The sequence below is a fragment of the Mucilaginibacter hurinus genome (assembly GCF_003324525.1).
Classification (GTDB): Bacteria; Bacteroidota; Bacteroidia; order Sphingobacteriales; family Sphingobacteriaceae; genus Mucilaginibacter; species Mucilaginibacter hurinus.
The window spans coordinates 29,571-50,353 of the sequence record NZ_QGDC01000011.1; the positions used below are offsets into that span (position 1 = coordinate 29,571).

The 20,783-nt window shown below is 42.5% G+C and carries 15 protein-coding genes; 5 read left to right on the plus strand and 10 right to left on the minus strand.

Annotated elements, in window-relative coordinates:
* The 4 genes from DJ568_RS16570 to DJ568_RS16585 are packed head-to-tail and all read right to left on the minus strand — an operon-like array spanning position 1 to position 2,917.
* Positions 1–1,350: a beta-ketoacyl-[acyl-carrier-protein] synthase family protein gene (locus DJ568_RS16570; RefSeq protein ID WP_114006424.1), complete on the minus strand. Its 1,350-nt coding sequence runs from the start codon at positions 1,348–1,350 to the stop codon at positions 1–3.
* Complete coding sequence (locus tag DJ568_RS16575; protein WP_114006425.1) at positions 1,350–1,613, minus strand: acyl carrier protein; 264 nt, start codon at positions 1,611–1,613, stop codon at positions 1,350–1,352. The genes DJ568_RS16570 and DJ568_RS16575 overlap by 1 nt, the downstream gene beginning before the upstream one ends.
* A gap of 7 nt (positions 1,614–1,620) precedes the next feature.
* Positions 1,621–2,193 (minus strand): hypothetical protein, encoded by a 573-nt coding sequence (locus DJ568_RS16580; RefSeq protein ID WP_114006426.1) that lies wholly within the window; start codon positions 2,191–2,193, stop codon positions 1,621–1,623.
* A 1-nt stretch (position 2,194) separates the two neighbouring features.
* Positions 2,195–2,917, minus strand: coding sequence for an SDR family oxidoreductase (locus DJ568_RS16585; RefSeq protein ID WP_114006427.1), 723 nt, complete (start codon positions 2,915–2,917; stop codon positions 2,195–2,197).
* 371 nt (positions 2,918–3,288) lie between these two features.
* Here DJ568_RS16585 and DJ568_RS16590 point away from each other — a divergent pair, with 371 nt between their 5' ends.
* The 4 genes from DJ568_RS16590 (at position 3,289) to DJ568_RS16605 (ending at position 12,700) form a co-directional block, all read left to right on the plus strand.
* Positions 3,289–5,223, plus strand: a complete 1,935-nt coding sequence (locus DJ568_RS16590) for a PAS domain-containing sensor histidine kinase (RefSeq protein ID WP_114006428.1) — start codon at positions 3,289–3,291, stop codon at positions 5,221–5,223.
* Between the two features lie 21 nt (positions 5,224–5,244).
* Entirely contained in the window at positions 5,245–5,682 is a 438-nt protein-coding gene (locus DJ568_RS16595; RefSeq protein WP_114006429.1) for a response regulator, read from the plus strand.
* A 22-nt stretch (positions 5,683–5,704) separates the two neighbouring features.
* Positions 5,705–7,972 carry a PAS domain S-box protein gene (locus tag DJ568_RS16600; RefSeq protein ID WP_114006430.1) on the plus strand — a complete coding sequence of 756 codons (2,268 nt, stop codon included), beginning with the start codon at positions 5,705–5,707 and terminating at the stop codon, positions 7,970–7,972.
* Positions 7,973–8,461: 489 nt separating this feature from the next.
* The gene (locus DJ568_RS16605; protein ID WP_262510690.1) at positions 8,462–12,700 is read left to right on the plus strand and encodes a hybrid sensor histidine kinase/response regulator; all 4,239 of its coding nucleotides are present in this window, start codon (positions 8,462–8,464) and stop codon (positions 12,698–12,700) included.
* Here DJ568_RS16605 and DJ568_RS16610 read toward each other — a convergent pair.
* The 3 genes from DJ568_RS16610 to DJ568_RS16620 are packed head-to-tail and all read right to left on the minus strand — an operon-like array spanning position 12,693 to position 18,615.
* Complete coding sequence (locus DJ568_RS16610; RefSeq protein ID WP_114006432.1) at positions 12,693–14,810, minus strand: c-type cytochrome domain-containing protein; 2,118 nt, start codon at positions 14,808–14,810, stop codon at positions 12,693–12,695. The two genes, DJ568_RS16605 and DJ568_RS16610, sit on opposite strands and share 8 nt — an antisense overlap.
* Before the next feature lie 16 nt (positions 14,811–14,826).
* Complete coding sequence (locus tag DJ568_RS16615; protein ID WP_114006433.1) at positions 14,827–16,284, minus strand: DUF1501 domain-containing protein; 1,458 nt, start codon at positions 16,282–16,284, stop codon at positions 14,827–14,829.
* 3 nt (positions 16,285–16,287) lie between these two features.
* Entirely contained in the window at positions 16,288–18,615 is a 2,328-nt protein-coding gene (locus DJ568_RS16620) for a PSD1 and planctomycete cytochrome C domain-containing protein (RefSeq protein WP_114006434.1), read from the minus strand.
* A gap of 334 nt (positions 18,616–18,949) precedes the next feature.
* Here DJ568_RS16620 and xth point away from each other — a divergent pair, with 334 nt between their 5' ends.
* Positions 18,950–19,720 carry an exodeoxyribonuclease III gene (gene xth / locus DJ568_RS16625; protein WP_114006435.1) on the plus strand — a complete coding sequence of 257 codons (771 nt, stop codon included), beginning with the start codon at positions 18,950–18,952 and terminating at the stop codon, positions 19,718–19,720.
* 132 nt (positions 19,721–19,852) lie between these two features.
* Here xth and DJ568_RS16630 read toward each other — a convergent pair whose 3' ends face one another.
* The 3 genes from DJ568_RS16630 to DJ568_RS16640 are packed head-to-tail and all read right to left on the minus strand — an operon-like array spanning position 19,853 to position 20,774.
* The gene (locus tag DJ568_RS16630) at positions 19,853–19,990 is read right to left on the minus strand and encodes a KTSC domain-containing protein (RefSeq protein WP_114006436.1); all 138 of its coding nucleotides are present in this window, start codon (positions 19,988–19,990) and stop codon (positions 19,853–19,855) included.
* A 2-nt stretch (positions 19,991–19,992) separates the two neighbouring features.
* Entirely contained in the window at positions 19,993–20,184 is a 192-nt protein-coding gene (locus DJ568_RS16635; protein ID WP_114006437.1) for a DUF2188 domain-containing protein, read from the minus strand.
* A 14-nt stretch (positions 20,185–20,198) separates the two neighbouring features.
* Positions 20,199–20,774 carry a C40 family peptidase gene (locus tag DJ568_RS16640; protein WP_158534963.1) on the minus strand — a complete coding sequence of 192 codons (576 nt, stop codon included), beginning with the start codon at positions 20,772–20,774 and terminating at the stop codon, positions 20,199–20,201.
* Positions 20,775–20,783 lie beyond the last annotated feature (9 nt).

A 20,783-nucleotide genomic window follows, 5' to 3' on the forward strand; every position in this document is an offset into this window, starting at 1 on the left:
TTAAACATCCCGTGATACGGCTATGGCGCTGTTAGTGCCACCGAAGCCGTAGTTAAGGCAAACTATCTGGTTTATTTCTTTTTCAACCGTATGTTGTGGTATTAAATGGCGGTATTCTGATACCGGCTTAACGGGGCCGTCCCAGCCTTCTGTTTTCTGGAAATTCTCGGGCTCGTTGTTCAAATTATCTGAATTGATGCAGGGAGAAACCTTTTGGTGTTCCAGCATTTGCAAGGCAGCAATAAACTCCACTGATCCTGCAGCGCCGAGCATGTGTCCGAATTGCGATTTTGGGGCTGATATATGGTAGCCGCTTTCGCCAAGCTCGTCAATTACGCAAAGTAGTTCAATTATATCGCCAACAGGGGTACCTGTTCCGTGCACTTTTACTACATCGGGCTTAATGGTAGCACCGTCGCGCAGGCCTTTCCAAAGTCTTTTTTGCCCGGCAAATGATGGAGCAAACATATTGCCATCGCCATCAGAGTTATTGAAATATTCGTCGATAACGCCATATATCTTTGCGCCGCGGGCCTTTGCCATTTCATATTCTTCAAGGGCAACAATGCCACCGCCGAAAGCGCACACAAAGCCATTGCGATTAACATCAAACGGGCGCGAACTTGTTTCGGGGGTAAAACCTTTACTTAATACCTGCATGCCATCAAAACCGATAAACGTTTCAAGCGAAGTGCCTTCTACACCGCCCGCAATCGCGCGATCCTGCAGGCCGAATTTAATTAGGCGGTACGCATAGCCGATATTTCCCAAACCGGTAGCACAGGCCGAACCGATAGCTTCGCACACGCCTTTATTTTTTATTAAACATGAAACGTTGGCTGCATCGCGGTAAACCATGGCGCGGTCAACTGTATGGGATCCTGCAGAACGTGTTTTACGGCCTTCCTTAAAAAAGCCGTGCCATGCAACCCGGAGTATAACGTGTCCGGCACCACCGGAGCCCACCACCACTGCGGTTTGCTCCGATTGTGTCTCTTCCTGTTTCCAGCCCGCCATTTCTATCGACTCCAGTGCACCAAGCATCGCCCAGATACTGCCCATATCCGCAGTAGCAAGGTTAAGATCCGGTATACGGTTCTGCAGATCAATATACGTTTCGGGATATTCGTCAGATATAGGGTTAAACACCGGCTCAAGGCCCATTTCGGCCTCGGTAATGTAACCGCACATGGTTGACCGCATTTGCTTACCATATTTAACGGCCAAAGGCCATTCCCGTATCATACTCTGACCGGTAAATAGCTTGTTGGTAAAGTCTTCAAGCCCAGTACAGGTAGGGAAAGCCCCGCCCATGCCTACCACTGCTACTTTTCTTCCGGGTACGGCCATTATTTCCTGTTTTTGGCCAGGATGATCAGGTCGATAACGTCTTTCACGGTCGAACCCAGGTTGTCAATATCGTCATCTTCAAACTCCACATCAAACTTCTGCTCCACTTTAACCGCAATGTTTATCAGTTCGGTTGATGGCGCGTTCATATCCGCCAGGAAGTCTGTTTCTTCGGTTACATTTTCCAAACGTGCAGGATCAATTGTTCTTACCGTTTTCAGTACCTCTATAAGATCTGCAAGGATTTCTTCTCTTTCCGTCATTATTTTTCTATAAGGAATTAAATATCTCTTTTTTTATCGCCCGGCCGGTAATGCCTTTCAACTCGGCCACCAGCTTAAATTCTTTGCTCACATCGTACGCCAATAGCCGTTCATCAGTGAAATCCTTAAAATACTCGTCAAGGTTAAGTCCCGGCGGCACTTTGTATATCCGGCCGTCACATACCATTTGCCTGAATTTATAGAACTTTATACAACCAATGTTAATGAAAGTTTGCCCCTTTTCCAAATACGAGTGGTAATTGACCTCGCCTATGCTGATAAAGGTGGGTACAAAAAGGTTAGATAGTTCTACCGGCAGTATTTTCATCTTTTTGCATTCCGAAAACGTAGCCAACGACACTACCGACGCCTGTGCGAATGACTCTACCTGGTCAACACCACGAAATATGTTAAAATGATCTTTCACATCGCGGGCCAGGGGCGTATAGCTGGCCACAATACCCACACCGGGCGAATGATAATGGTAATTATCGATATAGCGTTTTGTAGGTCCGTGCAGCAGCCAGTGTTTAGGCTTTTCGCCCACCAGTGTAGGTGTTTTGTAAGGAGCGTGTGCCATCTTAAAGCAAGCCTCCGTTAACGTTTATAGTTGTGCCGTTAATATAACCAGCTTTGTCTGACAGCAGGAATGCAACAGTTTCGGCTACATCCTCAACCTGACCAAACCTTTTTGCAGGTATCATTTTCAGGTACTTTTCTTTTTCTGCTTCGGGGATGGCGTCTGTCATATCCGTCTCAATAAAACCCGGTGAAACGCTAAGTACTCTTATGCTATGGCCATCGCCGGCCGTAGCGGCTTCCTGCGCCAGCGAGCGTGACAGTGTTGCCAGTCCTGCTTTAGTAGCTGAGTATACTGCCTGGAAAGCATTACCGGTTTGACCTACAATAGAACTCATGTTAATGATAACGCCGCTTTTATTCAGGCTGAATATTTTCATGGCTGTTTTGCATATCATAATCGGCGCCTTCAGGTTAACGTTCAACATCGCCTCAATTTCGCGTTCGGGCTGGAAAAGCAAAGGTTTATCAAATGTAAGCCCAGCATTATTAATAACGCCGTACAACTCATCACCATGTTCCTTTTTCAGCACTTTACAAAAATTATTTATTTGCTCGCTATCAGTAAGGTCTGCGCATAAAATATGGCTGCCAGGCTCAATATGGCTAAAGCTTTCTGGTTTGCTGGCGTGAAGGATTAGTGTGTAGTTGGCTGAGAGTTTTTTAGATATTGCAAGACCCAGCCCTCTGCTTGCCCCGGTTATCAGTATTTTTTTTTTGCTCATTTAAGGGCGTGTGCTAAGTTGTTGAGTTGATAATCAAAATTACTTGTTTTTAATCATTTTATGAAAAATGAATAATAACCTTATACTAATATTATTTACTTCAACGCGGTAGAAAAATTGGTAGCATTTAAAAGGATATTTTTTGCTTAAAAGAAATAATTTAATTAATGGTACAAAAATGTTACAAATAACACATTCTTAATTGTTGTATTAACGGTTAATAATTCAGAGTTTTATGATGTAAACACAGTTTACGATCTCCTGTTTACCTACATCGCCTACATATTATTTTTTTATTTAACTTAGATAATAGTTAAACGGGGCGTATTTTAGTGTAACTTTTAACCAAAGCTTAACCAAATTTTAACCAATTGTTCTCCGAAAACAGCAACCGTCCGGCGGATGACCAGAATGTTGATGAAAAACTTTTTCGCTTGCTGGTAGCAAGTGTGAAAGATTATGCCATTTATTTGATAGATGCTAATGGGTATGTATTGAGCTGGAATCAGGGCGCAGCTAATATAACAGGGTATGCAGAAAACGAGGTGACCGGCAAGCATATATCAATTTTTTATACTCCTGAAGACATACAAAAGAATAAACCAAGATTTCATTTAAATGAGGCGTTAAAAAACGGGATCTACGAAGAAGATTGCTGGCGCGTGCGGAAAAACGGAGAGGTTTTTTGGGCTAATGAGGTGCTTACAACCATTTATAATGACAATGGGCACTTAACCGGGTTTGCAGTAATAGTGCGCGACATCACTGGTCGTAAAAAACTTGATGACGACTCGGCTGCCGCTAATGCCGAGCTTGAGCGCAGGGTTAAAGAGAATACCAAAAAGGCAATAGCCACCGAGCGCAGATTTCGTAAACTTATTGAGAACAGCTATGATGGTATTTACTTGTTAGATAAAAACTTTGACATCTTTTACCGCAGCCTGTCTTCAGAGCGTATAAATGGCTGGAGCCATACCGGAGACGCTGAATATGATATGGCAAAAATGGCTCATCCGGATGAAGAGAACGCAGTGAAAGATATCTGGAAAAAAGTGCTCTCGAAACCAGGCATCCCCCACTTTTTAACTTACCGCACTCAACATAAACAAGGGTACTACATTTGGGTGGAATGTATATTTAACAATATGCTGCATGATAAGGATATTAATGCCATAGTATGCAACTTCAGAAACGTTACCGAGAGGAAAGCGGCTGAAGAAGAAATAAGGAAAAAAACCGAGCAAGTTGAAAATATACTGGAAAGCATTACCGACGGCTTTGTTGCCTTCGATAACAACCTGCGTTATACCTACGCTAACGGACAGGCAGGTGAAATGCTATGCGTTAAACCCGAATCGCTGATTGGCCAGCATGTTGGGGATGCATTTCCCGAAGCACTTAAGCTGCCCACATATAAGGCATTTAAAGAGGCATTGGTAACAAAGCAATATATAATGCTAGAGGATTATTATGCGCCGCTTAACTTATGGCTTGAGATTCATATTTACCCGTCAGCTAACGGACTATCGGTATTCATACGCAATATATCGGAACGTAAACAGGCTGAGTTAGAAATTTTGCAGTTGAATGAAAGCTTGGAAAAGAAAGTAGTTGAACGAACTGAACAATTGCAGGCAGCAAATAAGGAACTTGAATCTTTTTCTTATTCTGTATCTCATGACTTGCGCACGCCGTTGCGCGCTGTAAGCGGCTACGCTACTATGCTTAAAGAAGACTTTGAAGACAAACTGGGCGACGAGGGGAATCGCATAATTAATACTATTATTAATAGTGCCCGGCTTATGGGGCAGTTAATTGACGACCTGCTTGCTTTTTCGAGACTGGGACGCAAGGAACTTGCCGTATATAAGGTTGACATGTATACACTGGTTAAAAACTGTTTAAGAGAATTACTTGATGGCGAGCCGTTAAATTATGAGATAAAACTACAGCAGTTACCCGACTGCGAAGCCGACCCGAGCATGATTAAACATGTATGGATGAACTTACTGGGCAACGCAATTAAATACAGCTCGAAAACTTTAAACCCTGTTATCGATATAGGTTTTGTAAGCCAGGAGGGCAGTGTTATTTATTATGTAAAGGATAATGGCGTAGGCTTTGATATGCAATACAGTAATAAGCTGTTTGGAGTATTTCAACGCCTGCACAGGCAAGATGAATTTGAGGGGACCGGCGTGGGGTTGGCACTTGTCAAACGGATTATTGACAAACACGGCGGTACTATTTGGGCAGAGTCATCGCCCGGAGAGGGAGCTGTATTTTACATTAAATTGCCTTTATAAAAAGCTGTTATATAAAAAGAGATGCTTGTAAACGAAGTAGAGATATTATTAGTGGAAGACAATTTGCATGATGCGGAAATGATTATTCGGTCCTTAACAAAAGTAAATCTGGCTAATAAACTGCATCATGTTAAAGATGGTGCCGAAGCAATTGATTTCCTTTTTACCCCGGAGCAGCTATCAACCACCCGTGCGGCTGGCCCTAAACTAATATTGTTGGATATCAAGATGCCAAAGATAGACGGCTTTGAGGTATTAAAGAGGGTTAAAATGAACGAGAACACCAAGCGCATACCTGTTGTTATCCTGACGTCGTCAAAAGAAGAACAGGACATAAATATGAGTTATAATCTGGGGGTGAACAGCTATGTTGTTAAACCCGTGGGATTTGAGGAATTTGTTGAAGTAGTAAGCGAATTGGGTAAATATTGGCTGGTAACAAATCAGCAGTGGCGGTAATAATCTGTAACAAGTGATAACTATGGAAAAAGTAAAAATAGTGCACCTGGAGGATATGCCCACCGATGCTGAATTGGTGGGGCGTGAACTTAAAAAGTCAGACCTGGTTTTTGAAAGGATCCTGGTTGACAATAAAAACGACTACGCTAAAGCACTAATTGATTTTGTACCTGATATAATTTTATCAGACCATTCCCTGCCCACTTGCACATCAATTGATGCGCTTAATATTTTAAGGCAAAGCGGTCTTAAAATACCATTCATCCTAATAACAGCCACAATATCTGAGGAGTTTGCCGTACAGGTGATGAAGGAAGGTGCATCAGATTATATTTTGAAAGACAGATTACAGCGGTTACCCAGCGCTATTAAAAGTGCGCTTGAAAAATACCGGCTTGAGGCTGAGCGTCAACGGACTATTGACCAGATGAATTTACTATTCAATACCATTGATGAGGTTTTTTTCTCAAAGGACGTACTGCACAACCAGATAATTCAAATATCGCCCGCATGCCAACAGGTATTTGGTTATACACCGGCCGAGATGATGGCAGACCCCCACCTTGCCGATAAAATTATTTATCCGGAAGACAAAAATATACGGGAGAATTACTATAAAAAGCTTGGCCAAGGCCAAACAGTTACGTCACAATATCGCATTATTCATAAGGAAAATAGCGTAAAATGGATTGAAGCCAAGTTGATACCGGGTTTAAATGCCGGCAAGGAACTGGTGCGGATTGATGGAGTTGTACGGGATATTACCGAGCGTAAAAAAACAGATATACAATTGCAGGAAGCCTCAGAAACCCAGGCTGCGATTTTAAATGCTTTACCACCCAGTGTTGCCTTGCTTAATGAGCATTGCAAGATAATTGCAGTAAACCAGTCCTGGAAAAAAGCGGCCCTTATAAATAATCTGGGTATACCTAACTATGGCGTGGGTTATGGGTATCTGGCAATTGCCGAAACGGCGCTAAGTGTTGATAAAGTTAGCTGGAGTGCTATTGAGAGAGGCATAAAGGAAGTAATACAAGGGCATAAAAGGGAATTCAGCACGGAATATTTCGCGGAGGTATCCGGCGAAAAAAAATGGTTTCAGCTACTGGTTGCACCACTTGCAGATAAAACCCATAAAGGGGCGGTAGTGTTGCATATTGATGTTACTGATCAAAAATTGGCCGAAGCTTCGTTAGTACAGTCAGAGGCCAACTTGCGTTCAATAGTTGAAAACACCGATCAGGCTATTATATTATTAGATACCAATTTCAACATAGTATCATTTAACACTAATGCAAGCGTATTATCCATCAGAAACTTCCGCAAAAAACTTAAGGTAGGTAAAAAAGGCCTGTTATATTTCCCTAATGAACGGAAATCAAGGGTTAAGGAGATGATTGCCCACGTAATGAACCGCAACATGGTTAATTATGAAACTATCTTTGATCTTGCAGACGGTTCGGCTGAATGGTATGATGTAAAATGGGTAGGGGTAGTAAATGAAAAAGATGAGACGATTGGCATCATATTAACGTTAAAGGACATTACTGAAAAGAAAAGAGCCGAGATAGAGCGTGACAAAATTACTGCAGACCTTGTGCAACGCAACAAGGATCTGGAGCAGTTTACATATATAGTGTCGCATAATTTGAGGGCTCCGGTTGCCAACATAATCGGCCTTTCAAACCTGCTTAACGGCGTAGATCCGGGGGATGATGAGAGCCTTGAAATATTGAAGGCACTCTCTAACTCTGTAAATAACCTTGATAAAGTAATACTTGATCTCAATAACATTCTACAGGTTAATAGGGAGGTAAACGATAAGGTAGAAAGAGTATCGTTAACCGGCCTTGTGGAGGAGATACAATCGGGAATTATCCATTTAATAACCAAAGGCCAGGTAGCAATCACATATAACTTTACAGAGGCAGATGAAATATTTGTGCTTAAAACTTACTTATACAGTATATTACAAAACCTTATCATTAACAGCATAAAATATCGCCGGCCAGACAGCAATCCTGCTATTCATATCGAAAGCAAATTAAGCACCCATCGTGTTTGCTTAGTTTTTTCTGATAATGGAAGGGGCATTGATCTTAAAAAATATGGCTCGCATATATTCGGCTTATATAAGCGGTTTGATACCAGTGTTGAAGGTAAGGGTATGGGTTTATTTATGGTCAAAAAGCAGGTTGAAAGTCTTGGTGGCAGTATAACGGTAAAAAGTGAACTTGATAAGGGTACCCAGTTTAAAATTGAACTGCCACGTGTTGCGGCCGGGCGCTAAACGCAATCTTGGATTGTTGTTAAATTGTGGCTGCCGTAACTTGTCCGGGTAGGTACATGTACCACGCAGTTGTAACGTTCTATATCAAACTAACCATGTCATCAAACAGTATGACCATAATGTTGCCACGTTTGCCAGTGGGGAGATTATGCTCACAAATAAATTACAAGCCGGCATGTAAAATAAACAACACAATATTTTTGCACGTTGATCAATATTTAATATTTGATCAGTCAATCTAATCGTATATTCAGTATTAATTTCATAAGATCCTATCCAACTTGTTTGTGCCTTATTTAGAATCAATGTACATATATATTAATTTGAAATTAATGATTTTAAATTAATATGTTTGATAATAAGTATTATAGCCGTATAATTTTATTATTTAGATAATTGCTGTATTAGTAACCAACTGTCGAAGACTATAATGCATTTATAAGCTTATTAATGAACCTCCTTAACAGAATCACAATTACATGTGTTGGCATGCTGGTTGGCGTGTGTTGTGTTTTTGCTCAGCCCGCTAAAATAAGCTTTACTACCTTCAACAGTTCTAACGGTCTCTCCCAAAACACGCTGCATTGTATTTATAAGGACAGATTCGGACTTATGTGGTTTGGTACCCAGGATGGGTTGAACCGATACAATGGCTATGATGTACAGGTCTACCGGCATCGGCTGGATAACGATAAAACGTTGCCAGCCAATTTTGTTTCGTCTATTGATGAAGATACGCAAGGGGATTTATGGATAGGCACAAGGATTGGCGGCTTGAGTAAATACGACCGGGCGAAAGATAAATTTGCAAACTATAAGCATAATCCTTCCAATCCACATTCCATCAGCCATAATAATGTAAACGTTATTTACAATGATAAATCATCCAACTTATGGATAGGCACAGAAAAAGGGCTTAACCTTTTTGATAAAAAGCGCCAGAGATTTAAACGGTTTCTTAATAACCCGCAAGACACCGGCAGTATCAGCAATTCCCTGATATATTCAATATTTGAAGATTCGGATAACAACTTATGGGTAGGCACCGCAAACGGTCTAAACCGACTTAACAGGAAAACGAAAAAATTTGAGAGATTTTTGTATAAGGCACCCGGGTTAAGGGGAGGCGAAAATTTAATTTATGTTATCATAGAGGACGAAAAGAAGCAAATTTGGGTGGGTACCAATAGTGGGTTAATCCTGGTAAATAAAAACACTAAAGCATTTTCGCATTATACGGTTGATCCCGATAAAAATTCGGCCGATGGAATCAATCCTGTCTTTTGTATGGCTATGGCCGGGCGTAACAGGTTTTGGTTAGGGACCAACACAACGCTGCAATTATTTGACGCAAATAGTAAGCAGATTATACCTATAACCAACAAAGTTACCGAGGAAAGCGCCATGCCTAATGATGGGATATATTCCATGTTGCATGATAATACAGGTATCTTGTGGGTAGGCACTACCAGCCAGGGTATACTTAAATACAACAGTAACCTCCCGGTATTTCCCTCGTTCAAAAACTCTTTAAAGGCTATTCCTTCAGCCAAAAATATTATCAGAAGCATAGCTGAAGACAACAAAGGCAACCTGTATTTAGCTACCGACGACGGGCTGGAATATTTTAACCGGGACGATTGTTCTTATAAATCCTTTCGCCATAAAAAGGGAACTACAAACAGCTTGTTAAGTAATTATACTACGGCGGTTATTTACACTAAAAGCCACGATGTTTGGGTAGGTACTTACAGTAGCGGACTTAATAGGCTCGATCCTCAAACGGGTGTTTTTGAACAGTATACAGCAGGGAGTGGGAGCGGACAATTAAGCGACAACTACATTTATGCGCTGCTGGAAGATCGTAAGGGTAATATTTGGATAGGTACAGAGTCGGGCGGGGTAAACGTATTTAACCGTAAAACCAAGACCTTTACCAAATACAAAAAAAGCAAGAAGTCTAACAGTGGCATAGCAGATAATTCGATATTGGCTCTGTATGAAGATAAAAGAGGTAATATATGGATAGGGGGCTACTCGTACGGTATAAGTATTTATAATCAGGCAACAAAGTCGTTTTCATATCTGAATACCAAAAACAGCGACCTTAATAATGATGTGGTAAGTGCGTTTTATGAAGATGCAGCCGGTAATATGTGGATTGGAACTATGGAAGGCGGAATAAACTGCTATAACATACACACACATAAGTTTACTGCCTTTAATGAACAATCCGGACTAATAAACAATACCATTAATTATATAACAGCAGATAAGCAGGGCTTTTTATGGCTGGGCACAAATCAGGGGATTATACGCTTTGATCCGGCTAGGAAGAAATTTAGAAACTTTAATTTATACAATGGTTTAAAAACCCTTGAGTTTAACATTGGCGCGGGAACAAATTTACGAAACGGCGAGATTGTGTTAGGTAGCATAAATGGTTTCAATATAATTGATCCGGCAAACCTGCCGCTAAATAAGAACAGGCCACCTGTTGTTTTTACCGGTTTGGAGTTGTTCAATAAACCCGTCCGGATAGGAGAGAATTCTATTTTGAAACAAAACATTCTTACCACAAAGGAAATTGTTTTGCCTTACAATCAATCCGTTGTCACCATTGAGTTTGCGGCCCTGGACTATACAGTACCCGAAAAAAACAAGTATATATATAAACTGGAGGGATTTGATGAGGCGTGGCGTCTGGGTAACAGCAGGCGCGAAGCTACTTACACTAACCTAGACCCCGGCACCTATATATTTGAGGTAAAGGGAGCTAATAATGACGGCGAATGGAATCCTGTAAGTAGCAAACTGATTATTACGGTTGATCCCCCGTACTGGATGACGTGGTGGTTCAGGGCGCTTTTTTTACTAACTTGTATATGCCTGGTTTATCTTTTTTATCGCTATCGTATTCGTTTTTTAAGAAAAGCGCAGGCTGAACTTGAGAAGCAGGTACGCCAACGTACATTTGAGTTAAGACTACAGTCTAATGAATTACGTGATTTAAACATCCACCTTCAATCGCAGGCAGAGGAGTTACAGGTACAGGCAGAAGAATTGCAATCGCAGTCAGAAGAATTGCAATCGCAGTCTGAAGAGCTACAATCTAAAACAAACGACCTTGAGCACCTTAATAATGAATTGCAACGACAAAAAGCTGAAGAGCGGAAGGCACGGATGGAGGCCGAAAAAGCAAATAAAGCCAAAAGTACTTTTTTGGCTACCATGAGCCATGAGATAAGGACACCCATGAATGGGGTGTTAGGAATGGCATCGCTGCTATCGGAGACACAATTGGATATTGAGCAACGTGAATACACCGAGGCAATTTTAAACAGCGGAGAATCTTTACTGTGTGTAATAAATGATGTGCTTGATTTTTCTAAAATAGAATCAGGTAACATGGAATTGGATCCGCATGATTTTGAGTTGCGCAAATGTGTTGAAGACGTTTTAGAATTGTTCTCATCTAAGTCAGCTCAATCAGGCATCGATCTGGTTTACCATATAGAAGACGGGATACCTGACTATATATATTCCGATAGCTTTCGCTTGCGTCAGGTACTAACAAACATGGTAGGGAACGCAACAAAGTTTACTCATAAGGGCGAAATATTTGTAGGTATAACTCGCGGGCCGGTAACCGATGATGAAGTAATGCTGTATTTTGAAATAAGGGATACAGGCATTGGAATACCCGAAGAACAAATTGGAAATTTGTTTAAAGCGTTTAACCAGGTTGATTCTTCTATAACCCGCCGGTATGGTGGTTCAGGTTTAGGTCTGGCTATTTGCGAACGCTTGATTAAATTATTGGGTGGCAGCGTGAGCGTGAAAAGTAAACTTGGCATCGGTACTACCTTTACCTTTAGTATGCTTTGCAAAAGCGGAAAAGTTACACCCGGTAGCTTGCATGAGGATACCAACATTTGCGAAGGGAAAAAGGTATTGGTAGTTGATGATAATGCTACAAATCTGCAAATACTTCAAAAGCAGTTAAGCAAACGCAAGATGACTGTTGTGGCTGTTTCATCTGGAATTGAGGCTCTTAATGTCTTTGCGACACAGAATGACCTTGACCTGGTAATTACCGATATGCAAATGCCGGATATGGACGGAGTTCAGCTAAGTGTTAAAATTAAGGCCATCCGCCAAAACCTGCCTATTATTTTGCTGAGTTCGCTGGGGAATGAAAACAAGAAGCAATACCCGCACCTGTTTTCGTCGGTGTTAACAAAACCTGTAAAGCAAATCCACCTTTTCAAAGTAATTGAACTAGCGCTGATAAAAGACAAAGCATCAGCTTCTGAAGATAAAAAGAGTATACTTTCCGAAGGTTTTGCCCTTGAGTATCCTTTCAGGATATTAGTAGCAGAAGATAACCTGATGAATCAAAAGCTGATTATAAGGGTATTAAATAAACTGGGCTATCTGCCGGACCTGGCATGTGACGGCAAACAGGTATTAACCATGATGGAGGCTAAACCATACGACATTATTTTTATGGATGTGCAGATGCCCGAGTTGGATGGTTTGGAAGCCACACGTTTAGTGAGGAAGACATATGGTGCCAAACCCCTTATTATCGCCATGACTGCTAATGTGATGAGCGAGGATAAAGAAAATTGTCTTAAAGCTGGTATGGACGGTTATATATCAAAGCCCATTAACCTGGAAACGCTTGTTAACTATTTACGCGATTTGTTTAATAATCCTAGTTGAAAAATATCTCATCAACCAGGAATATGGCTGCCGACTTAGTTTTTATATGCAGGTAAGCTATCTTTTTAGGTTTGAGTTTACATTCAACAACTGTTATAAATGAAGGGCGGTTCTCTCCCGGTGCAAGCTGTGGCTTCACGGTACTTAATAGTTGCATTTGGCTTTTATTGGCTCCTCCCCACACTTCAACAATTTCGGGCGGCCTTTTGCCGAAAAGACCAACTGTAATGCTGTGAAATAAAATAGACGAAAGCGTAACCGGCTTATCAAAGAAAAATGCTAATTCAGTATTTCCCTGCAAGCCTAACCAACTATCGCTGTTTACATCCATGCCGCCTAGTTGCCCGTCTATAAGTCTTTTTTTACCGTTGTTATAGGACATGGCTATTGTGGTTAATACAGCCAGGCTGTCAGGTTTGTATATGCCTTTAAAAAGATCGGCTGTAACAACCTGACTACTTAACCAACCCCTTTTAAAAGCCTTCATTTTTAAAGTGGTGTTTTTGGTAAAGTGTACCCCTTTTTCTAACAATGCAGAAACACTGTCGGGTTCACTTCCATCAGTGGTGTATCGTATTTCAACTCCCTTTATAGGATGTTTAATACCCAAAGAGTCTGCCGGGAGTGAATTTTGAATGATAAAGCCGTTAGACTTTAGTTGCGGCGGATTTAATTTGATGGGCTTACCATCGTCTTTATAACCGGCAATAAAGGTAATGCCTTTGTGAGCTTTATCAAGTTGCTTGGTTTCCGCGCTGGTAATGCTGGTATTCCAGATGGCAACCTGCTTTAAACTTTTAATTGCGGATAGTTGAGACAAGTTATTGTAACTTACTTTAGTGCCTGCCAGCGACAGGCTTTTTAAATATTTTAAAGGAGCAAGATACTGCAATCCTTTCCCGGTAACGTCAGTGAAATTAAGGTTGAGGTGCCGCAGATTGGTAAACTGTGCTATTGTTTTAAGTTCTGCATCTGTTACAGGCATTTTATTTAAACTGAGCGATATTACCTGCTCTTTGATGGCCGCTAATTCTTCTATTGCCTTTGGGGTATAAACGGCAGGGTTATACAAGTTTACTTTTAGCGCAGGCGACTCTTTGGCCAATGGAAGTATCACCCGGTAATCATTACTTAGTTTTTTCACCGTGTTATCATCTGCTGCTGCAAAATCATAGCGATCTTCGTTAACGGCGGGTTTTAAAAAGCTTGCTGCTATTATCCTGAGCGAGTCGTTTTCGGGGAGTTCAACAACTTTTTTCTTAAAATCGGCATTGGCTTTTACCCATAGGTGCAGTAGCAATGTTTCCTGTTCGGTAAGTTGTACCTTGCCTTTTGGAGGCATGTGCTTTTTATCTTCTTCGGGTAAGTGAATACGCTGCAACAAAAGGCTTAATTCAGGTTTGCCCGGTATAATCAGCTTCCCGGTTTTACCACCTTTCATTATGGCTTCAGGATCTGTCAGCAATAGTTCACCCTTTATTTTTTCAGTATTATGGCAGCTGGTGCATTTAGCTTCAAATATAGGTTTAACTACATGTTCATACACGGCAGCTTCTTCAATAGGTATTTGCTCAGCTTCGGTTGACATTACCGGCCCTAAAACAAAGTCCTCGCCGTGGGTTAAGGCAGCGCCGTAATGGCCGGCTGCAATTAGCATAAAAATAGTAAGCAGCGCCGCGCCTTTGGCTACTCTTGGTTTATACCAATTAGCGTCACGATACCAGTATATTAACGACGCGATGAAAACAATGCTTACACCCGTCCATTTATGCCATTGCAAAATACTACCACTGTAACCCTCTTCTTTTGCCAGGAAAAGGCCCATAATAACTGTAACAGCTGATGAAATTGCACCTATTAACAGCAAATTGGAAGTAAAGCTTTTGTAAAAGCCCTGATCGCCATACTCTTCCTTGTACCGGAAAAACTCAAGTGCCATTGATAATATGAGTATAACGATAGGAAAATGGAGCATAAGCGGGTGCATACGCCCTATTGGCTGCAACCATTGCGGCACCAGAATTTTACTTTCAAAAACTAGTAAAAAAAGGATAAGGGTATTTAAGGCAAACAATAGGTTGCCGGCTAAACCTTTAAGGTTATTTCTCATATTATAGTACGGTGGATCAGGCTAAAATATCTTTAACTACCTTGCCGGAAACGTCGGTTAAACGGTAACGTCGGCCTAAATGTTTATAAATCAGTTTTTCATGGTCAAGCCCCAACTGGTTTAATACCGTGGCTTGAAAATCGTGCACATGCACCGGATTTTTAACTATGTTATATCCAAAATCATCTGATTCGCCATACACTATGCCGGGTTTAATGCCGCCGCCTGCCATCCATATGCTAAAACAGCGGGGATGGTGGTCGCGCCCATAATTGTCTTTTGTAAGAGCACCCTGGCTGTAGTTTGTTCTGCCGAACTCGCCGCCCCATATAACCAAGGTTTCATCCAGCAAGCCGCGTTGTTTTAAATCTGTTATCAAAGCAGCTGATGCCTGGTCAACATCCAGCGCTTGTTTGCGCATATCCCCCGGCAGGTTGCCGTGCTGGTCCCAGCCCTGGTGATAGAGTTGCACAAATCGTACGCCGTTTTCTGATAGTTTACGCGCAAGCAGGCAATTGGCCGCATACGTGCCCGGTACCAGGCAGTCCGGGCCGTACATTTTTATAATATCGTCAGATTCTTTTGATATATCGGTTACTTCAGGTATGGCAGTTTGCATACGGTAGGCCATTTCATACTGCTGTATTTTAGCGTTTATTTCCGGATCGCCCATTTCTTGATACGACAGCTGGTTTACCTCCGCCAGGTTATCAAGCATTTTACGGCGTTCAGCTTTACTAAGGCCATCCTGGTCGTTAAGATAAAGTACGGGCTCTTCGCCTTTGCTAAATTGCACGCCCTGGTGGATGGAATCAAGAAATCCGTTTGTCCAAAGCTTTGAATACACACCCTGGCCAACCCCCTTGCCGCGCGAAAGCAATACGGTAAAGGCAGGCAGGTTTTTATTTTCGCTCCCCAAGCCATAACTTAACCACGCCCCCATGCTGGGACGGTTTCCCTGTTGCGCGCCGGTTTGAAAAAATGTTAACGCGGGGTCGTGGTTTATCGCTTCGGTATACATTGATTTTACAATGCATAGGTCGTCAACTATTTTTGAAGTATAAGGAAATAAGTCGCTTACCCAGGCGCCCGATTGGCCATACTGTTTAAAATCAACAAACGAGCCCACCAGCGGGAACGACGCCTGGCCAGACGTCATACCGGTAAGCCGCTGCCCCATACGCACCGATGCAGGCAGTTCCTGGCCCCACATCTCGCGCAATTTGGGTTTATAGTCAAACGACTCCAGTTGAGATGGCGCGCCGTTTTGAAACAGGTAGATAACACGTTGCGCCTTCGGCGCGAAATGCGGTATGCCCGGGGTAAAACCAAAGTCATCATCCCCGCCAATTCCTTTAAGCAAATCGGGTACCAACAGCGACCCTAATGCTACGCTGCCTAATCCCAGGCTTAATTTTGATAAAAAGCGCCGCCTGTTTTGATTAAGCGCGTGCTCCATAAATTCATTTGCCATAACTTATGATTTTGTAATGGTTTCCTCAAGGTTATACATATTCACTATCACTTGCATTAGCGCCGCCAGTTTAATCTTGTCAGCATTCTTCGGCAAAGGATATTCGCCCACTGCCAACAATTTAGAGGCTTTTTGCTGTGTCAGGGTCTCTAGCCGCCACTTATACAAATCAGCTAACAGGGCCGACTCCTTGTCGCCCGGCTTTCGGCATACTATCAGGCGAAAGGCCTTGTTTATCTTATCTTGCTCTGCACTTTTCTCCTGTTGCAATTTACCTGCTAAAACGCGTGCCGCTTCAAGCACCGTTGGGTCATTCATCATAGCTAATGCCTGTAGCGGGGTGTTAGTGCTTTGGCGTTTCACTTCGCACTGGTCGCGGTTACTGGCATCAAATATCCCCATAGCCGGTGGTGGCACTGTGCGTTTTATAAAGGTGTACATTCCCCTGCGATAAAGTTGCGCCCCATGGTCCTGTTTATAGGTACCCAGCATACCCAGGCTGCCCCCTGTTGATGCAGCCGCTTCCCATAAACCCGCCGGTTGGTAGGGTTTCACACTTGGTCCGCCTATGGTTTTATTTAACAGGCCACTGCTTGATAGCACCAGGTCCTTAATAAATTCAGCTTTTATACGGTACCGCGGACTGCGGGCCAGAAATATGTTATCCGGATCAACTTCCATTTTTGCTTTAGAAACAACAGCAGATTGCCGATATGTTGCAGAAGTAACTATTTGCCTTACCAGGCGCTTTATATCCCAGCCATGGCTCATAAAGTCGGCACACAACCAATCAAGTAATGCCGGGTGACTTGGCAACTCGCCCTGCATCCCAAAATCGCCCGAGGTTTTTACAATGCCTTTGCCGAAAAATTCCTGCCATACCTGGTTAACAAACACACGCGAAGTAAGCGGGTTGCGTTTATCAGTGGCCCATTGTGCCAGCCCAAGCCTGTTTTTTGGCAGTTTGTTACTGAAAGGCATTATGGCCACAGGTACGCCCGGCTGTACTTGCTCGCCATGGCTATCGTACACACCGCGGTTTAATATATAAGTTTTACGTACACTGTCGGTGTTATCGCCCATAACAGATACAATGAGATTGCTTGTATCCGGCTTGTTAACAAATTTTAATACAGATTTTACATCTTCATCGGTTATTTGCATTTTGGGTTTTTTAGCCCAGGTCTCAGGTCCGCCTACAATTGATTCGAAACCATATTCTTTTACATTATTAAAGAACGAGTAAAGTTGATAGTATTCCTTTTGCGAAAACGGATCGTATTTGTGATCATGACAATGGGCACACTCAAGCGTTACGCCCAGCAAGGCTTTCCCAAACGTGTTGGTGCGGTCACTCACATATTCCACCCGGTACTCTTCATCAATAACACCACCCTCTTCAGTAATTTTGTGGTTGCGGTTAAAGCCTGTAGCCAGCAACTGCTCTTTTGTAGCGTTAGGCAACAAATCGCCGGCTATTTGCCAGGTGATAAATTTATCATAAGGTAAATTTTTGTTAAAGGCATGTATCACCCAATCTCTCCACGGCCATTGGCTGCGGTAATTATCATCCTGGTATCCGTGCGAGTCGGCATAGCGTGCAACATCAAGCCAGTGCACTGCCATCTTTTCGCCGTATGCAGGGTCATTTAGTAATTGGTCCACTACTTTGTCATACGCTTTAGGGCTGTTATCTGCTAAAAAGTTCTCCATCATTTTAGCAGATGGCGGCAAACCTGTCAGATCCAGGCTTACCCGTTTCAGCAGGCGCTCCTTATCGGCTTCTTCATTGGGTTCAAGGCCCTTTTCCTCCTGCTTTTGCAAAATGAAGTAATCAATTTGGTTTCTGGGCCATTTTTTATTCTTTACCTCGGGTATGCCCGGGCTTTTTACGGCTACAAACGACCAGTGTTTTTCATATTTTGCACCTTGCTTTATCCATTTTTCTATCAAAGCAATTTCGTACGGCAGCAATTTAAGGTTTGAGTTAGGCGGAGGCATAAGCTGGCTCGAATCTTTTGTTGTCATACGCGCAAATGCTTCCGATAATTCAGGCTTACCTGGTACAATTGCATGTGCACCCGGATTTTCTTTCAAGGCCTTATAGGCATCTTCCGCTACATCAAGCCTTAACCCCGCTTCTCGTTTAGCAGCATCTGGTCCGTGACATGCAAAGCATTTATCTGAAAATATAGGTCTGATATCAAAATTATAACTTATAGTATCGGGCATATTTCCCAGGGCTCCCCCGGCTTGCGAGCCGGAAGTGCAGGCATACCATGTTGATACAATACAACAAAAAGAAACCACTAAAAAAACAATCCTTCTCATATCTATAAATAACGGGATACAAATTACGGGAAAAAACGACCGCGGTTCGACGCTTTATTTGCTTAAAAATACAAGTTTTTTGACGTTTATCAATACCGATAACATATGGTTGTGTTATATAATTTTTTATTTCGTAGTATTATAAATAGCATACGTAATAATAAATGTTAATGTATTTGTTGTATAAACTTCGGCCAAGTAGTATCATATATTCGATAAAGAGAAATAATCCCAGTCTATTGTGGTACATCGTAAGTAAGAGATTTATGTTAGATATTAAAACTTTTATCTGCCATTTCTATTTAATAGTTTTGGCAGCACGCATAAAACCATCATGAAAATAGCCACCTACAACGTTAATGGAGTAAACGGCCGTTTGCCGGTACTGCTTCGCTGGCTTGCCGAAACCCAGCCTGATGTGGTTTGCTTACAGGAACTGAAAGCGCCGCAGGAAAAATTTCCGGAACAGGCTATACTTGATGCAGGCTACACGGCGATATGGCATGGACAAAAAAGCTGGAACGGGGTGGCAATATTAAGCCGGGGCTTTGAGATTAAAGAGGTGTGCCGTGCACTGCCCGGCGACACTGAGGATCTGCACAGCCGGTATATTGAGGCAATTATTGAAGGGATGGTGATAGGTTGCTTGTACCTGCCTAACGGAAACCCCGCCCCCGGACCCAAATTCGATTATAAGTTGCGCTGGTTTCAGCGGCTAAACGAGCATGCGGCTATGTTGTACGCCAAAGGCATCCCTGTAATACTTACCGGCGACTATAATGTTATGCCTACTGAACTGGATGTTTACAAACCTGAGCGGTGGGTTAATGATGCGCTCTTTCGCCCCGAAACACGGCAAGCTTTTAAAAACCTGGTTGATCAGGGCTGGACTGACGCGATACGGAAATTGTATCCTGACCAAACTATATACACGTTTTGGGATTATTTCCGCAATGCCTACGGCAGGGATGCTGGCCTGCGTATTGACCATTTTTTATTGAGCCCCCAGGTGGCCCCCCGCCTTAAAGCTGCAGGAGTAGACAAACAAGTGCGCGGCTGGGAAAAAAGCAGTGACCACGCCCCGGTTTGGATTGAACTTAAATAATTTTATAAATATCGGATATTGAATTATTCAGAAAATACCCGGAAATATCGCAGACATTTTAAAGGGTTATCAGTTATTTCAACTTCTCAAAAGCAAACTTATCTTTCACAAAAAAACGCAGGTACCGGCCCTTTACCCGCGAAGCCTTAAGCTCCTTATAAACGGTTTCGGTACAGCCTTATAAAGATATTCCTGTCCGCTTACATAGGCAATGCGCAGGGTTTGAGTAACGGCGTCATAATCCATTCTGCTGATAACGGTAGAAGGCATACTTATTCTTCTTTTTTAGATTTAGCATCCCTGTTGGCAAAATATTCGCGCGCTCGCTTCAAACCGGTGGCAATTGCAACACCCTCGTCAGCGCCGTTTTTTAACACTTCGTTGGCTATTTCAACCGCCTTTTCCCGAAGCTTTTTGGGCTGGTTCTTGTAACTCGGCGGATAATCTCCGTTATACCATGGCAAAGCTGTACTTTTAATTAAATAACAGCCGGTCTTACGGATTGTGTTTTATTCGCCTGCGGAAATATGCGGACGATTTTTACGAACCTTCCCATATAATAGTGATTAAGCGGCGTTTCCGTTACGCCTTTTCTTTTTCCGGAGGTGGAGTGAATGAATGTAACAGGTGCTCCCAGGGGTGATACAATTATCCCCATATGGCCCACAACACGTATAGTGCTATCGGTGCCGGTAAACAAAATTAGGTCACCCGGTTTAGCTTGTGTAATAGTAACCTGGGTACCTACGTGAGTGAAATCAACTGAACTGCGTGGAACGGCTATCCGAAAATGATTGAAGACATAAGTTATAAAGCCCGAACAATCAAAGCCCCTTGCCGGTTCGGCTGAACCTTCGGCATACGGTATACCGGTTAACGTGCGCGCGTACGCTATTAGTGCGGTAGGTGAGGTAGCGCCGGTTTCAATATTTGTATGTAGGCCGGCACTATCTGGCACCGTTGCCGGCAAAGTATCATGACCAACGGATTTTTCGGGTGGTAATTGATAGTGCATCGAAGGATTGTTGCACGATACCAAAAATAAATACACCATTAGATAAGC

Coding starts and splice junctions, on each gene's coding strand:
- DJ568_RS16605 (WP_262510690.1), top strand. CDS start 8,462: ATGCTGGTTGGCGTGTGTTGTGTTTTTGCTCAGCCCGCTAAAATAAGC.
- DJ568_RS16630 (WP_114006436.1), bottom strand. CDS start 19,990: ATGCCTTCTACCGTTATCAGCAGAATGGATTATGACGCCGTTACTCAA.
- DJ568_RS16640 (WP_158534963.1), bottom strand. CDS start 20,774: ATGGTGTATTTATTTTTGGTATCGTGCAACAATCCTTCGATGCACTAT.
- DJ568_RS16595 (WP_114006429.1), top strand. CDS start 5,245: ATGCTTGTAAACGAAGTAGAGATATTATTAGTGGAAGACAATTTGCAT.
- DJ568_RS16585 (WP_114006427.1), bottom strand. CDS start 2,917: ATGAGCAAAAAAAAAATACTGATAACCGGGGCAAGCAGAGGGCTGGGT.
- DJ568_RS16615 (WP_114006433.1), bottom strand. CDS start 16,284: ATGGCAAATGAATTTATGGAGCACGCGCTTAATCAAAACAGGCGGCGC.
- DJ568_RS16610 (WP_114006432.1), bottom strand. CDS start 14,810: ATGAGAAATAACCTTAAAGGTTTAGCCGGCAACCTATTGTTTGCCTTA.
- DJ568_RS16620 (WP_114006434.1), bottom strand. CDS start 18,615: ATGAGAAGGATTGTTTTTTTAGTGGTTTCTTTTTGTTGTATTGTATCA.
- DJ568_RS16580 (WP_114006426.1), bottom strand. CDS start 2,193: ATGGCACACGCTCCTTACAAAACACCTACACTGGTGGGCGAAAAGCCT.
- DJ568_RS16600 (WP_114006430.1), top strand. CDS start 5,705: ATGGAAAAAGTAAAAATAGTGCACCTGGAGGATATGCCCACCGATGCT.
- DJ568_RS16575 (WP_114006425.1), bottom strand. CDS start 1,613: ATGACGGAAAGAGAAGAAATCCTTGCAGATCTTATAGAGGTACTGAAA.
- DJ568_RS16570 (WP_114006424.1), bottom strand. CDS start 1,350: ATGGCCGTACCCGGAAGAAAAGTAGCAGTGGTAGGCATGGGCGGGGCT.
- xth (WP_114006435.1), top strand. CDS start 18,950: ATGAAAATAGCCACCTACAACGTTAATGGAGTAAACGGCCGTTTGCCG.